Raw genomic sequence first — 13,141 nt, forward strand, 5'->3', positions numbered from 1 at the left:
TTCCATCGATGCCATCCGCGCCACCTCTCGCCGCCTAGTCCGCGAGCTGGGTTTCATGAGCACGGACCTCGCGGGGACCGACCTGCCGCCGTCGGCCGTCCATGCCCTCATCGAGATCGAAGGCGGCGGCGTCACCGCGCGCGACCTCGGGGCGCGCCTCCGGCTGGAGAAATCGAGCGTCAGCCGGATGCTCCGGAAGCTGGTCGTCTCCGGCGACGTGAGGGAGCTTGCCGCCGAAGGGGATGGCCGCGTCAAGATGCTGTCCCTCACCGCCTCCGGAAAGGACCGGGTCGCCGCCATCCATGCGTTCGCGCGCGCACAGGTCGCAGATGCGCTCAGCCGCCTGCAGCCCGGACAAGACCGGGCGGTGATCGAGGGGCTGCGCCTCTATACGGATGCCCTGGCCGGGCAGCGCGACGCCGGCGCCGCCGCCCCCGGCATACGGATCGAAAGCGGCTATCGGCCGGGCATCATCGCCCGCATCACCGAGATGCACGCCCGCTACTACTCGCAGGCCCATGGGCTTGGACAACACTTCGAAAGCGTCGTCGCCGGCGGTCTGGCCGCGTTCGCCGATCGCCTGCACGCCCCGGTCAACCAGGTCTGGGTCGCGACGGCCGGCGATGCGATCCTCGGCTCCATCGCCATCGACGGCGAGGACATGGGGCCGGGCATCGCCCACCTGCGATGGTACATCGTCGACGACGCCCTGCGCGGCACGGGCTGCGGCAAGGCTCTGCTCGATACGGCACTGGCATTCGCCGACGCACAAGGCTTCGCGGAGACCCACCTGTTCACGTTCTCGGGCCTGGACGCCGCGCGCCACCTCTATGAATCGCGGGGGTTCGTGCTGGCGCAGGAAGCGGCCGGCAGCCAATGGGGCAAGGAGGTGATGGAACAGCGTTTCGTCAGGAAGCGGACGTCGCCGCGACACGCCGATCGATGACCGGCCGGCCGGCGGCAACGGCGCAGCTTTCGGCAGCGCCCTCCGGCCCGTCTTCGCTCGGAAACACGCTGATGGCGTCGCTTCGCGCCCCCGGACATGGGCAAGCCCCGGCCGAATGGCGGCAGCGGACCGCCGCTGCTCCGCCTGCCCGGGCGAGGACCGATCCGCCCCCTACCAGGGCTTCCAGGCGACCAGCAGGCCGCCGTCTTCGCGCTCGGCCTTCTCGCAGAGCGCAAGGACGGCCTCGACCGGCGCCCGGCGCGGGACGGCGCCGGCGACGAGGGCCGCGTCCGCGACCGTGACCGCGCCGCCGCGGCAGACGACGGTGAAGAGCAGCGGGCCGGTGGACCACCAGGCCGGCGCGCCCGGGAGGATTTCCGCGACCGCCGGAAGCGCGTCGAGGATGCGTTGGAAGACGGGGTGGCCCGGCGGGGCGGCGATGAAGGAATTGGCGAGCAGCAGGCTGCCGGCGCCGGTGTCACGCGGGATGTCCTCCGCCAGCACCGAAAGCCCGACCATCGGCAGGACGGCATCGAAGGGCACGTCCTGCCGTGCCGGATACCAGTCGCAATCGAGATAGATGCCGCCGAAGCGCTGCAGGATCAGGTAGCGGGCGACATCGACCGCGCCCGGCAGGTCGCCGGCCGAAAGCATCGCGCGGAACACCGGGTGGCCGTCGATGCCCGTCGCGGCGAGCTCGGGCTCGCGCCAGAGACGGTATTCATAGCCATGCCGGGCGGCATGGTCGGCCCAGGCGACGGTGGCCGCCGGCACCGCCGCCGTGCCGATCCAGACCTGGTGCAGCACCCGCGGGACGGGCGTGCGGCCGGCCTCGGCGAGCGCCCGGCGCTCCTCGGCGGAGAAGCGGCCGAACGGCGCCAGCAGGCCGGGCGGCGGCACCAGCGTGTGCTGGTAGCCGACGCGGGCGATCGGATCGCCGCGGCGCTTGGCCACCTTCAGGTATGCCGAATGCAGCGGCCGCGGCAGGCCTAGCACGGTGGCCGGGCCGAGCACGCCGCATGCGGGATCGGCGGCGATGGCATCGAGGATGGCGAGCGCTGCCTCGAAGCGCCCCTCCTCGCGCAGGGCCTCGGCCTCGCGCAGCCCCGCCTTCAAGCTTTCCCGTTTCGTCATGCCTCTCGCTCCCGAACGGCCCCCGGCGACCGCCTTGCGCCTCCCCTGGGCTAGCGCGGAACGCCGACGGCCGTCAACGGCGGCGATGGGGAACAGCGAGCGGGGCGGCGATCGGGGCGGCGACGGCGGGGGCCGGCCGGGCACGACCCGTGCAATTTGCGGTTTCGCTTCGCTCCGATTGCATCGACAATGCGAATCGGACGCGCAGGAGACGCTCTTGAAGATCGCCGCAGCACAGACCGCCGTTTCCGCCTGCATCGACACCAACGGCGAGGCGATCCGCAGCGCGATCGCCCTGGCCGCGGCCGAGGGCGCCCGGCTGGTGCATGTCTGCGAGGGCGCGCTGTCGGGCTACGCCAAGGCCCAGATCGCCTGTCCGGAGGCCTGGTCGCGCTTCGACTGGGCGGCACAGGAGGCCGAACTGCGGGCGATCGCCGCGCTGTGCCGCCGGCTCGGCGTCTTCGCGGTGGTCGGCGGTGCGCACCGGCTCTCGGGCGGTCTCCCGCCGTACAACAGTCTCTACGTGATGTCCGATGCCGGTGAACTCCTCACCCGCTACGACAAGCGCTACCTGTCGAACAGCGAACTGCAGGGCTGGTACACGCCCGGGACCGAGCCGATCACCTTCGCGGTCGACGGTTACCGCTTCGGCTGCGCGATCTGCATCGAGGCGCAGTTCTTCGAGGTGTTTTCCGGCTACGAGCGGCAGGGTGTCGACGCCGTGCTGTTCTCGTCCTTCGGCCTCCCCGCGCGCTTTCTGATCGCGCTTCGGGCGCATGCGGCGCTGAACTGCCTCTGGATCAGCGCCGCCACGCCGGCGCAGACCGTCGGCGACCGGGGCCCGGCCGGCATCCTCGGCCCGGACGGCAAGACGGCCGCGCATGGCCCGCACGTGGCGGAGACGGCGATCGCGACCGCCGTGCTCGACCGGGACGACCCGGCCTACGAGACGGTGCTGCAGAAAGCGCGGCCCTGGCGGGCGCTGGCGCGGGACGGCGGGATCTACCGGCAGAACGGGAGCGACGATCCGCGGAGCCGGAGGCGGGACGAATTCTGACCACCGCAGGGCGGAGCGCGCCGCCCCTCACCCCATTTTCCACGCTGCCCCCTCACCCTAGCCCTCTCCCCGCAGACGGGGAGAGGGGACTGGAGACGTCGCCGCATCCGTCCTTCTCCCCGTTCACGGGGAGAAGGTGCCGGCAGGCGGATGAGGGGCGGACCTGCCGCAAACTTCGCGCGCGCCGCCCCGCTGGGGCGCAGGGGCCAGGCGCTCCTGCTGCCGCCCGGCGGCCGGGCCTGTGGCTAGCGCATTTCGCCGTGGCCGCGCCTCGGCGTCAGGTAGCGTTCGATGATCTGCCGCTGGCCCGGCTCCAGCACCGCTTCGAGCGCGGTCTTCGCCGCCTTCAGCCGTTCGGCCTTCGCCGCCCGGTCCTCGACGCGCATGATCAGGCGGTCGAGCAGATCCATGCCGGACGGACGGCCGCCGAGGCGGGGGCCGCCGGGCCGGGTCAGCTGGTCGTCCGCACCGGCTGCGGGCGGCTGCGCGCCGGCCGCGTCGCCCGGTGCCATCTGCTGGCCTTCGGCCGGCATGTCGTCGGCGGTCATGCCCTCCATCGGCATCCCGCCCGCAGGGCCGCCGGCCGCCTCGTCCATCCCGCCCGGTCCGCCGGCCCGGCCGTGGAACGGCATCGGGGTTGCGAAATCGACGAGGGCCGCGGTGAAGGTCCGCCAGGCGTCGAGCTGCGCCGTCTTGATGCCGGCTGCGACCTCGGCCGCGGCCAGGCGCGTGGCCAGCCGTTCGCCCGACCACTGGCGGTGCCAGCGGTGGCCGCGGTCCCGGTCGCCGTCGCGGTGATCGCGGTCGGCGCGGTGCATGCCGTGGTAGCCCCGCCTGTCGTCGTCCATCCCGCGCCCCATGCGGCGGTCCATGCCGCGGTCCATGCCGCGGTGTTCCATCCGGGCCTCGTCCTTGGCGGCGTCCGGTCCGCGCTCGGCGGCAACCGCCGGCGGCGGTGCGCCCTCCTGCGCCAATGCCGGCAACGCGGTGGCGGGCAGCGCCAGCGGCAGGGCGAGCGCCAGCACGAGCGCCTTGCGCAATCCTCTGGAACGGGTCGGAAGAGTGTCGGTTATCATTCTGTTTCTCCTTGGCATTCGTCCCTACGCGGAGAAACATAGGCGCCGCCCGTGACCGCTCTAGGGCCCGGCCATGACGAAAGACAGGGATGCGATGACTTTTGCGTGATCGCCGCGGGCATGGCCGGAAAACCGCAACCGCGACTGGCAGGCGGCTGGTAGGCGGTTGACAGGCGGCGTGATGCGCCGGCGCCGCGGGGCGCGGCTGCGCGGGCCGCTAGCGGTTGCCGGTGCCGCCCACTTCCAGCGGCCAGGTGACGAGGTAGTCCTCGTAGTCCTCGACGTCGATCCCCTCCTCGCTGACGGTGCGGCCGCGGGCGGAGATGCCGGCCTGGTGGACCGTCTCGGGATCGCCGGAGACGAGCGGATGCCACCAGTAGAGGTCGTGGCCGTCGCGGATCAGCCGATAGCCGCAGGTCGGCGGCAGCCAGCTGATCTCGGCGACCGACTTCACCGTCAGGCGGATGCAGTCGGGCACGGTCGCCTGGCGGTTCTCGTAGTCCTTGCAGCGACAGCTGTGGTCGTCCAGAAGCTGACAGCGGATCGAGGTCCAGACGATCTCGCCGGTGTCCCAGTCCTCGAGCTTGTTGAGACAGCAGAGCCCGCAGCCGTCGCACAGGCTCTCCCATTCGCCGTCCGACATCTCGGCCAGCGTCTTTCTCTGCCAGAACGGAAGCTCGTTGCCGAGACCGTCGGCGTCGAGGTCCTGCTTCATCTCGTACTTCGCGCTCATCCCCGTCCACTGAACCTCGCGGGCCAAAAGGTCAAGCAAAAGCAGTGCCCCGGCGTGCAGAGCGGGGGTGCGGGCGCGGGAATCCGGCCGCAACGCCGCCGCAACCGCGTCCCGGTGTGTCCTCTGCGCAAGCCTTCGCGACAACGTGAACGCGGCGGCAACGGAACGCAAACCCGGCTGTTTTATCCATGGCGATAGCCTGATATCGTTTTAAAAGGATCGCGCGCCCAGGGCTTGCGCGCATGAGGATGGACCGCCGTGCAGGACGACCAAATGGACGACCGTCTGGACGCCCCGGAGCCGCCGCAGCGGCCGCGCCGGCGCAAGCGGCATATTCTCCTGCGGATCGACAGCTGGATCGACAGCACGCTGTGGAACGCCGGCTTCCGGCTCTCCGAGGCCTGGGAGGAGATCACCATCTTCTTCCGGCGCTTCCAGATGAAGGGCTGGAAGCGGGCGGTGTTCGAGCTCGCCGGCGAGGGCATGAACCTCGGCACGGCCGGCTTCGTGCTGCTTCTGGCGCTGGCGCTGCCGGCCTTCGAGGAGACCAAGGGCAACTGGCGCAACCAGAGCGATTTCGCCGTCACCTTCCTCGACCGCTACGGCAACGAAATCGGCCACCGCGGCATCATCCACGAGGATTCCGTGCCGATCGACGAACTGCCGGACCACCTGATCAAGGCGGTGCTGGCGACCGAGGACCGGCGCTTCTTCGACCATTTCGGCATCGATTTCCTCGGGCTGGCCCGCGCCATGACCGAGAACGCGCGCGCCGGCGGCGTCGTCCAGGGCGGCTCGACGCTGACGCAGCAGCTCGCCAAGAACCTGTTCCTCAACAACGAACGGACGATCGAGCGCAAGATCAAGGAGGCCTTCCTGTCGCTCTGGCTGGAGGCGAACCTCTCCAAGAAGGAGATCCTGCGGCTCTATCTCGACCGCGCCTACATGGGCGGCGGCACCTTCGGCGTGGCGGCGGCCTCGCAGTTCTATTTCGGCAAGGACATCACCGATGTCGACCTCGCCGAGTCGGCGATGCTCGCCGGCCTGTTCAAGGCCCCTGCCCGCTACGCGCCGCACGTCAACCTGCCGGCCGCGCGCGCCCGCGCCAACGAGGTGCTGACCAACCTCGTGCAGGGCGGGCTGATGTCGGAGGGCCAGGTGATCGCCGCCAGGCGCAATCCGGCGAGCGTCATCGACCGGCAGGAGCGGACTGCGCCCGACTTCTTCCTCGACTGGGCCTTCGACGAGGTGCAGCGGATCGCCCGCCCCTTCGCCCAGCATTCGCTGATCGTGCGCACCACGATCGATCCGGGCCTGCAGACGGCGGCCGAGGAGGCGGTGGAGACGGGCCTGCGGCAATATGGCGAGAGCTTCCATGTCAAGCAGGGGGCGCTGGTGATGCTCGAGAGCGGCGGGGCGGTGCGCGCCATGGTCGGCGGGCGCGACTACGGCGAGAGCCAGTTCAACCGCGCCACCAAGGCGCTGCGCCAGCCGGGCTCGTCCTTCAAGGTCTACACCTATGCGGCGGCGATGGAGAAGGGCAAGACGCCGGAGGACACCATCGTCGACGCGAAGATCACCTGGCGCGGCTGGTCGCCGCAGAACTACGGCAAGAGCTATGCCGGCAAGGTGACGCTGATGACGGCGATCGCGCGTTCGATCAACACCGTCCCGGTCCGCCTCGCCAAGGACTATCTCGGCACCGAGGCGATCGCCCGCATGGCGAAGGCGATGGGCGTGGAGACGCCGATCCGCACCGACAAGACGATGCCGCTCGGCACCTCGGAGGTCACCGTGCTCGACCAGGCGACCGCCTATGCGGTCTTTCCGGCGGGCGGGGTGCAGTCGCGCCGGCACGGCATCACCCAGATCCTCAACTATGACGGCGACATCCTCTACGACTTCTCCCGCGACGAGCCGCCGGCCGAACGGGTGCTTTCGGAGCGGGCCAATGCCGACATGAACCGCATGCTCGTCAACATCCCGGTCAACGGCACCGCCCGCAAGGCGGCGCTGGCCGGCGGCATCGTCACCGGCGGCAAGACCGGCACGACCCAGGCCTATCGCGACGCCTGGTTCGTCGGCTTTACCGGCAACTACACGACCGCGGTCTGGTTCGGCAACGACGACTACACCTCGACCAACAACATGACCGGCGGCTCGCTGCCGGCGATGACCTTCAAGCGGCTGATGGACTACGCCCACCAGGGCATCGAGCTCAGGCCGATCCCCGGCATCGAGAACCCGCTGCCCGGCCCGCAGGCGCCGGAGGACGCCGTCGCCGCTGCGGAAGGGCAGCCGGAAGACGCCCTGCCCGCGCTGGTGCGCCCCCGCTCGCTCTCGGTCGGCGTGACGAAGCTGCTGCGCACGATCGCCAAGGACCTCAACGCGGCCAAGCCGCTGAAGCCGGACGGCCGGGTGGCGGCGCTGTAGGGGTGTGGGGGCTCAAGGACCGGTCAGGCTCCTGACGTCCTCCTCGCTCACGCCGTCATCGCGGATCGCGGCGAGCAAGCCGGGCCAATCGTCCGGCGGATTGCCGTTCTTCAGCATCTTCGCAAACACTGCGTAGGCGTCGGTCCTGCTCCCATAGGCCCGTTTCGAGGTCTCGTCGTTGAGCCATGCCAGGACGATGATCCTCTGCGTCTCATGGTATCGGAAAAATAGGCGATACTGCTGCAGATACTTGCCGCGGAACCAGTGCTTGTACCTTTCACCCAACGTGTCGCCCTGACGGAACTTGGGATCGGCGGGATTGGCCGGAATATCCTCGAAGGCCATCTTGCGGGTGGCGGCCAGCAGCTTGGCAGCGCGCTTGTTGCGGTAGTTTACCGGATCGGCCGCCTTTGCCCGGCGAACATCTTCGATCATCTGCCTCAAGGCAGACGCAAACAACGGATGAAGATAGAGGGTCCATCCGTTGATCTTGTGGTCAGTCATCGGTCAGCGGAGCGGCCATGTCGACGTCCAGTCCGCCGACGAGGTCATCGATCTCGTCGAGCATGGACGTATCCAGAGGCATCAGGTTTCCCCGGGCGATGTCGTTCGAAAGGACGCTCAGGAACGCGCCGATGGCCGGATCGGCCTCCTCCTCGGTCTTCGGCTCGATGACCACCGTACCGTCGGACATGGCCTTGAACGTGATCGCCCCCTTGTTGACGCCGAGCATCTTGCGGATCGCAGCGGGAACGGTCGTCTGCCCGCGCTCGGTGATGGTCGCATCGATGGAGAGTGTCGCAACGGGGCTCATGGCTCGGCTCCTAGATTGCCCCTGAGATAATGCATCTGCATTACATCGTCAAGCATTCTCAATGCAAATGCATTGCATCGAGACTTCCATCGCTCGAGCCGTTTCAGCCCCTGAGCACCCCAACGTCTTCGAACGCCTTTGCCGTCGATTTCCGTAACGGAATCAGGCAATGTCGGGCGTGGAGCCGGACCTCGTTTCCGTGGCGGCGCCGATCCGCTGTCAGAGCATTCAACCGGTAGGCCGATTTGTTCCGTATCCCGCTTCTCGTCGCACTCGCGCTCGCCATCGCCTTCGGCCTCGGCACGGCGTCGGCCGTCTGGGCGCTGAAGGCGACGATCGGCTTCGGCTCGATCGCCCTCGGGCCGTGGAACGCTTTCCCCGACGCCCAGACGGCGGGCGCCGATCCTTATGCGAAGGCGCACCGCGCGCGCGACGGGGCGCTGCTCTTCGGCAGCGCCGAGGGCCTGGTCTTCCGCGCCGCGCAGGACAGCGCCGGCAACGCCCTTTCCGGCCGCTGCACCTACGACATCGTCGGGCTGACGCCGCCGGCGCGGCTGTGGACGCTGCATGCGACGACGCCGGACGGCCTGCCGGTCAAGCTGGCCGCGAACCTGCCGGCCGGGTTGAACTCCTGGACGACGCTGCGGGAGGCCGAGGGCAGGATCGTCGTCCATGTCGCACCCACCGCGCAGCCCGGCAACTGGCTTGCGACCGCACCCGGCCAGCCCTTCCGGCTGGTGATGACGCTGCTCGACACGCCGACCGCCGGCAGTTCCGGCGTGATCGACCTGTCGATGCCGTCGATCGAGCGGACGGGATGCGCCGATGCGTAGCATCCTGTTTGCGATCCTCGTCGGGCTCGTGGGGGCGGCGGCCCTGCACATCCTGATCATCCTCGCCGTGCCCTACTTCACCGGCAACGACGCCTATACCCGGATCGAGGACCTCGGCGAGCCGCTGCACTTCTATCCGCTGCCGAGCGAGGCGGCGACGCGCGGGAGCCTGATCAACGACGACCCGGGAATGCGGATCGCGGCCTGCGTGTTTTCGGTCGCCGAGGCGCCGGTGCGCCTCTATGCGCCGGCCGGCGTGCCGTTCTGGTCGGTCGGGGTGTTCGACAGCGCGGCGAACGAGGTGTTCAGCATGAACGACCGCACGGCGGTGGCGGGCGCGCTCGACGTCGTCGTGGCGACGCCGATCCAGCTCAACGCCATCCGCAAGGCGCTGCCGCCAGCGCTTGCCCAATCCATCCTGGTGGAGATGCCCGTCGACGACGGCTATGCGGTGCTGCGGACCTTCGTGCCCACCGCGACGATGGACGAGGCCGCGCGTGCCTTCCTCGCCAATGCCGGCTGCGAGGCGATCGACGAGAGCACGATCGAATAGCCGGCCGCGGCCGAAGGGCCGCGCGGCTCTTGTGGGCCGCCCTCGTTACCGGCAGGCGTCCTTACCGGGCTTCGTCGGGCGCCGCCGGCGCGTGCGGGCTTCGGCGGCGACGAGCGCCGGGGTCAGCCGCTCGTAGCGGACGCCGGTGAAGAAGAGGACTGCCGCCGGGGCTTCGTGCCAGACCTTGGCGCGCGGCGGCATGCGCGACAATCGTTCCTGTATTCGTACCACGTCTGCCATTCTCGCCTCCTAACAAGAACCGAGACGGATGAAGTACCACACAAATCTCATCCTGCCCGTCTTACGGGCCAGTGCCACCGGATCCGTCCGGGGCTGCGGCTTCCTACGCTGAACAATACCACCGCAACCGGACCATGAACGGCAAAAGGGCTGCGAAGGTTTCCAAATCGCGGAAAAGTTCTTCCCGTTGCCGCCCCCAGGCGGAGTGCAATCATCTGCACCGCCGCCGGTTCCCTCTCCCCGTACCGGCGCCGCTCGGGCACCACCCCGACCGGGGCCTTCTCGGCGAAAGGATCCGGTGCATCGCACCTTGCCTTTGAAGCGTCGTTGCATCGGCTGCGACGCAGCGATCGCGTTTCTTCAGGGAATCTAGCACGGAGACGCCTCCGATACTGCCCATCCCTATGTCCGAGAAGTTGCGCCAATACGGTTAACATCTTGCTAATTCTTTTCGTCTAATTGTTGGCGATCAAGGTTTTCATGCGGCTTTGCGGTTCTGTCCGGACCGCTGACCCGCCGCAGGCCTCGCCATCCGAAAGCGGTAGCGGATCGGCGCGGACTGCACCGGGAGTGGCTGTCTTTGCGTTAGAGTGGTGCGTCGTGGGGGACAGTTTTCGAGAGCTGGAGAAACCGCAGCCGGGGCGGCAGAAGGACATCGTCCTGATGGCCACCGTCTCCAGCTTCGAGAGCCTCACCCATCCGTCGCGCTCCGACCAAAAGCAGTTCCACGAACTCTTCGTTCCCACCTATCTCGCTTCCAGCGACGAGGCGCGCCGCCAGGCGGTCGCCGCGCTGTCGCAGTGCGCCGCCGTGCCGGAGGCGACCTCGCTGTTCATCGCCCGCGAGCCCATCGGGATCGCCGCCATCTTCCTGACGCGCTCGGCCGCCCTGTCCCCGCGCCTGCTGATGCAGATCCTGCGCACCGCCTCGCCCGCGCATGCCCGCGCCATCGAATGCCGCGACGACCTGTCGCCGCAGATGATCGAGCGCCTCGTCGACCTGCATCGCGAGCATCGAAGCCGCGGTCCGGTCGAAATCGAGCCCGCCGCCACGGAGGCCCGGCGCCTTGCCCGCGAGGAGGACCTGCGCGAGAAAATCAAGGCGCTGGTCCGGGCGCAGGCCCCAGTTGCGGCCGCCCCCGGCGCGCTGGCGGCCATCGGCGAGGCGCATCTGGCGCTGATCGTCCGCTTCGCCCGCACCGGCGAGACCGGCATGGTCGGGGTTGCGCTGGCCGACGCCTTGGGCAGCAGCCATTGGCTCGGCGAACGCATCCTGCTCGACGTCTCCGGATCGCAGCTGGCAACGACGCTCGTGGCGCTGGACATGCCGGCCGGCGATGCGGGCTACGTGCTGTCGCGGCTCTATCCCCATCTCGCCCGGGCGGCCGAAAAGGCCGCGGACGGAAGCCGCGCCACGGTCCTTCTGGCCGAACTCGACCGGGCGGCCTGCATCGAACGCGTCGAAAGCTGGCGGCGCGCCGACGCCTATACCTGGCCCGGCCAGCCGCAGGCACCGGCCAATTCCGATGCGGCCAACGCCGATGCGGGCAGCAGCCAGGGCGAAAAGCCGCGACGGGCGGCCAAAGGGTAGCGAGCGCTGGAGCAACCGGCGCAGGGGCAAAGGACGCAAGAGGAACCGGACGCAGGGGGCGCGACGGCCCGGAGGCGGACGGACCATCCCCCGGCGCGGCGGCATCAGACGAACGGGTGCGGCCCCCGCACCCTCTCGCGGCGCTCGGCACGGATCGCGGCCACCATCGTGGCCACGTACATGAGGGCGACGAAAGCGACGAACGCTGGCAATATTGCAGACATCACGACCTCCTCAAGAGCTTGCCGGGAGACATATCCCATGCACCCTTTGTGCCACGGGTCGGCGGGCGGCGCTGTTACCGACGGAACAGGGGGTGGCCGCCGTCGTCCTCGCGCTCCTCCCCGCCGATCTGGACGAGGCCATCGATCGCCTCGGTCTCCAGCGCCACGATCCAGAGGTCGGGATCGAAGCGGATCTCGCGGGCAAGCGCGTCGGAGACGGCCTCCCGCGGCTGGCGGTCCAGCCTGCGTTCGAACAGGCGGCTGCCGCTGTCGTCGGCGTCGAAGAAGCTCTGCGGCGCCGGCGCATAGAGCGTCTCGCTGCCGTCCCGCCAGGACTGGCGGATGAAGAGCGCGCCGCCCTCGGCCGCCCCCTTGCGCTCGATCGCGGCAAAATCGCCGCGGGCGAAGACGTTGCGGACCAGGGCTGCGGCGAAGATCTCGGTTTTCAGGCGCATCAGCGGTCAATAGCGGCCCGGGGCCGCAGTGGCAACCGGGCCTGCGGATCGGACCCGGGGCCCGCACCTGCCGGCCCCGTTCCCGACCTCGCGCGGATCCGGGCCTCAGAGGATGAAGTCGCTGGCCTTGAGGCTGATCGACAGATCGAGCACGAAGGCGAACTCCGCGGTCTTGTCGCTGTCGATGTTGCCGTAGACATAGGTGTCGCCGCCGCTCTTTTCGTAGCGGATCTGGCCGGCCGCGGTGAAGGCGCTGCTGCCGACGAACTTGAAATCCTGGTCGCCGGTCTTCTTCACGTCGGCGTCGAACACGTCGAGCTGGATCCGGTCGTGCTGCGAGCGGCTGAAGTCCGCGATGGTGTCGCGGCCGGTCTTGCCGACGGTGCTCTCCTCCGGCACCACGAACAGGAACAGGTCGGCGCCCGAGCCGCCGGTCAGCGTGTCGCTGCCCATGCCGCCGTTCAGCATGTCGTTGCCGCTGCCGCCGGACAGCCTGTCGTTGCCGTTGATGCCGATCAGCCAGTCGTCGCCGGCGTCGCCGTAGAGCTTTTCGCTGCCGTCATAGCCGTAGAGCCGGTCGTGACCGTTGCCGCCCTTCAACGTGTCGTCGCCGCCATAGCCGTAGAGCATGTCGGACTTCGAGGACCCCGTGAGCGTGTCGTCGCCCTTCAGCACCAGCATGCGCAGGCCTTCCCAGCCGAAGTTGGCGGTCGACTGGTGCAGTTCGTTCGCCTTGACGTTCAGGCCGGTGAACTCGTTCAGCTTGTCGCCGGTGCGGGTGGAGAAGGTGATCGACTTGATCGTGCCCGAGACCGGCTCGCCGTCGCTGTTGACCTTCAGCCCGGTGCCGACGACGGTGAGCTTGACGCCGTTCGACGCCACCATCGTCACCTTGGTGGAGCTGTGGCTCTGCGCCCGCAGCTCCCCGAACCACTTGTCCTCGAAGAGACCATAGTCGCCGAGCGACGGATACCAATAGCCCTTGGCCATGCAAATTTTCCTCGTGTTGCGGATGCCGCCGGGCGATGCGCGCCGGTGCCCTCGGCATACTGA

The 13,141-nt window shown here is 69.1% G+C and carries 14 protein-coding genes; 6 read left to right on the forward strand and 8 right to left on the reverse strand.

Annotated elements, in window-relative coordinates; all coding sequences use genetic code 11:
- Positions 1-55: 55 nt before the first annotated feature.
- Positions 56-946, forward strand: coding sequence for a helix-turn-helix domain-containing GNAT family N-acetyltransferase (locus P0086_RS05680; protein WP_275783419.1), 891 nt, complete (start codon positions 56-58; stop codon positions 944-946).
- A 171-nt stretch (positions 947-1,117) separates the two neighbouring features.
- Here P0086_RS05680 and P0086_RS05685 read toward each other — a convergent pair whose 3' ends face one another.
- Positions 1,118-2,080 (reverse strand): glycosyltransferase, encoded by a 963-nt coding sequence (locus P0086_RS05685; RefSeq protein ID WP_275783422.1) that lies wholly within the window; start codon positions 2,078-2,080, stop codon positions 1,118-1,120.
- A gap of 217 nt (positions 2,081-2,297) precedes the next feature.
- On the opposite strand from P0086_RS05685, the gene P0086_RS05690 reads away from it, so the two are divergent.
- On the forward strand, positions 2,298-3,137 hold the full coding sequence (locus P0086_RS05690) for a carbon-nitrogen hydrolase family protein (protein ID WP_275783424.1): 840 nt from the start codon (positions 2,298-2,300) through the stop codon (positions 3,135-3,137).
- A 245-nt stretch (positions 3,138-3,382) separates the two neighbouring features.
- On the opposite strand, the gene P0086_RS05695 is transcribed toward P0086_RS05690, so the two are convergent.
- Together P0086_RS05695 and P0086_RS05700 are read right to left on the reverse strand one after the other, a co-directional pair.
- Positions 3,383-4,213, reverse strand: a complete 831-nt coding sequence (locus tag P0086_RS05695) for a hypothetical protein (RefSeq protein WP_275783426.1) — start codon at positions 4,211-4,213, stop codon at positions 3,383-3,385.
- A 217-nt stretch (positions 4,214-4,430) separates the two neighbouring features.
- Positions 4,431-4,946, reverse strand: coding sequence for a YcgN family cysteine cluster protein (locus P0086_RS05700; RefSeq protein ID WP_275783429.1), 516 nt, complete (start codon positions 4,944-4,946; stop codon positions 4,431-4,433).
- Between the two features lie 273 nt (positions 4,947-5,219).
- Here P0086_RS05700 and P0086_RS05705 point away from each other — a divergent pair, with 273 nt between their 5' ends.
- Positions 5,220-7,379: a transglycosylase domain-containing protein gene (locus P0086_RS05705; RefSeq protein WP_275783432.1), complete on the forward strand. Its 2,160-nt coding sequence runs from the start codon at positions 5,220-5,222 to the stop codon at positions 7,377-7,379.
- Positions 7,380-7,391: 12 nt separating this feature from the next.
- Here the strand turns inward: P0086_RS05705 and P0086_RS05710 are convergent, their stop codons facing one another.
- Both P0086_RS05710 and P0086_RS05715 read right to left on the reverse strand, forming a co-directional pair.
- The gene (locus P0086_RS05710) at positions 7,392-7,883 is read right to left on the reverse strand and encodes a type II toxin-antitoxin system YhaV family toxin (protein WP_275783435.1); all 492 of its coding nucleotides are present in this window, start codon (positions 7,881-7,883) and stop codon (positions 7,392-7,394) included.
- Positions 7,876-8,193 carry a type II toxin-antitoxin system PrlF family antitoxin gene (locus tag P0086_RS05715; protein WP_275783438.1) on the reverse strand — a complete coding sequence of 106 codons (318 nt, stop codon included), beginning with the start codon at positions 8,191-8,193 and terminating at the stop codon, positions 7,876-7,878. The genes P0086_RS05710 and P0086_RS05715 overlap by 8 nt, the downstream gene beginning before the upstream one ends.
- Positions 8,194-8,438: 245 nt before the next feature.
- On the opposite strand from P0086_RS05715, the gene P0086_RS05720 reads away from it, so the two are divergent.
- Positions 8,439-9,026 carry a DUF1214 domain-containing protein gene (locus P0086_RS05720; protein WP_112605597.1) on the forward strand — a complete coding sequence of 196 codons (588 nt, stop codon included), beginning with the start codon at positions 8,439-8,441 and terminating at the stop codon, positions 9,024-9,026.
- Complete coding sequence (locus tag P0086_RS05725; protein WP_275783442.1) at positions 9,019-9,579, forward strand: DUF1254 domain-containing protein; 561 nt, start codon at positions 9,019-9,021, stop codon at positions 9,577-9,579. The genes P0086_RS05720 and P0086_RS05725 overlap by 8 nt, the downstream gene beginning before the upstream one ends.
- 45 nt (positions 9,580-9,624) lie before the next feature.
- Here P0086_RS05725 and P0086_RS05730 read toward each other — a convergent pair whose 3' ends face one another.
- The gene (locus P0086_RS05730) at positions 9,625-9,819 is read right to left on the reverse strand and encodes a hypothetical protein (protein ID WP_112599262.1); all 195 of its coding nucleotides are present in this window, start codon (positions 9,817-9,819) and stop codon (positions 9,625-9,627) included.
- Between the two features lie 663 nt (positions 9,820-10,482).
- Here P0086_RS05730 and P0086_RS05735 point away from each other — a divergent pair.
- Positions 10,483-11,409, forward strand: coding sequence for a hypothetical protein (locus P0086_RS05735; RefSeq protein WP_275783446.1), 927 nt, complete (start codon positions 10,483-10,485; stop codon positions 11,407-11,409).
- 298 nt (positions 11,410-11,707) lie between these two features.
- Here the strand turns inward: P0086_RS05735 and P0086_RS05740 are convergent, their stop codons facing one another.
- The gene (locus tag P0086_RS05740; protein ID WP_275783449.1) at positions 11,708-12,088 is read right to left on the reverse strand and encodes a DUF1491 family protein; all 381 of its coding nucleotides are present in this window, start codon (positions 12,086-12,088) and stop codon (positions 11,708-11,710) included.
- Between the two features lie 105 nt (positions 12,089-12,193).
- Complete coding sequence (locus P0086_RS05745; protein ID WP_275783452.1) at positions 12,194-13,078, reverse strand: hypothetical protein; 885 nt, start codon at positions 13,076-13,078, stop codon at positions 12,194-12,196.
- Positions 13,079-13,141 lie beyond the last annotated feature (63 nt).

The organism is Mycoplana sp. MJR14 (assembly GCF_029210525.1).
Classification (GTDB): Bacteria; Pseudomonadota; Alphaproteobacteria; order Rhizobiales; family Rhizobiaceae; genus Mycoplana.

What these genes read in the sequence shown, in the direction of transcription:
- P0086_RS05695 (WP_275783426.1), bottom strand. Translation starts at nt 4,213, where the DNA reads ATGATAACCGACACTCTTCCGACCCGTTCCAGAGGATTGCGCAAGGCG.
- P0086_RS05680 (WP_275783419.1), top strand. Translation starts at nt 56, where the DNA reads ATGAGCACGGACCTCGCGGGGACCGACCTGCCGCCGTCGGCCGTCCAT.
- P0086_RS05730 (WP_112599262.1), bottom strand. Translation starts at nt 9,819, where the DNA reads ATGGCAGACGTGGTACGAATACAGGAACGATTGTCGCGCATGCCGCCG.
- P0086_RS05715 (WP_275783438.1), bottom strand. Translation starts at nt 8,193, where the DNA reads ATGAGCCCCGTTGCGACACTCTCCATCGATGCGACCATCACCGAGCGC.
- P0086_RS05700 (WP_275783429.1), bottom strand. Translation starts at nt 4,946, where the DNA reads ATGAGCGCGAAGTACGAGATGAAGCAGGACCTCGACGCCGACGGTCTC.
- P0086_RS05725 (WP_275783442.1), top strand. Translation starts at nt 9,019, where the DNA reads ATGCGTAGCATCCTGTTTGCGATCCTCGTCGGGCTCGTGGGGGCGGCG.
- P0086_RS05685 (WP_275783422.1), bottom strand. Translation starts at nt 2,080, where the DNA reads ATGACGAAACGGGAAAGCTTGAAGGCGGGGCTGCGCGAGGCCGAGGCC.
- P0086_RS05745 (WP_275783452.1), bottom strand. Translation starts at nt 13,078, where the DNA reads ATGGCCAAGGGCTATTGGTATCCGTCGCTCGGCGACTATGGTCTCTTC.
- P0086_RS05710 (WP_275783435.1), bottom strand. Translation starts at nt 7,883, where the DNA reads ATGACTGACCACAAGATCAACGGATGGACCCTCTATCTTCATCCGTTG.
- P0086_RS05705 (WP_275783432.1), top strand. Translation starts at nt 5,220, where the DNA reads ATGGACGACCGTCTGGACGCCCCGGAGCCGCCGCAGCGGCCGCGCCGG.
- P0086_RS05740 (WP_275783449.1), bottom strand. Translation starts at nt 12,088, where the DNA reads ATGCGCCTGAAAACCGAGATCTTCGCCGCAGCCCTGGTCCGCAACGTC.
- P0086_RS05735 (WP_275783446.1), top strand. Translation starts at nt 10,483, where the DNA reads ATGGCCACCGTCTCCAGCTTCGAGAGCCTCACCCATCCGTCGCGCTCC.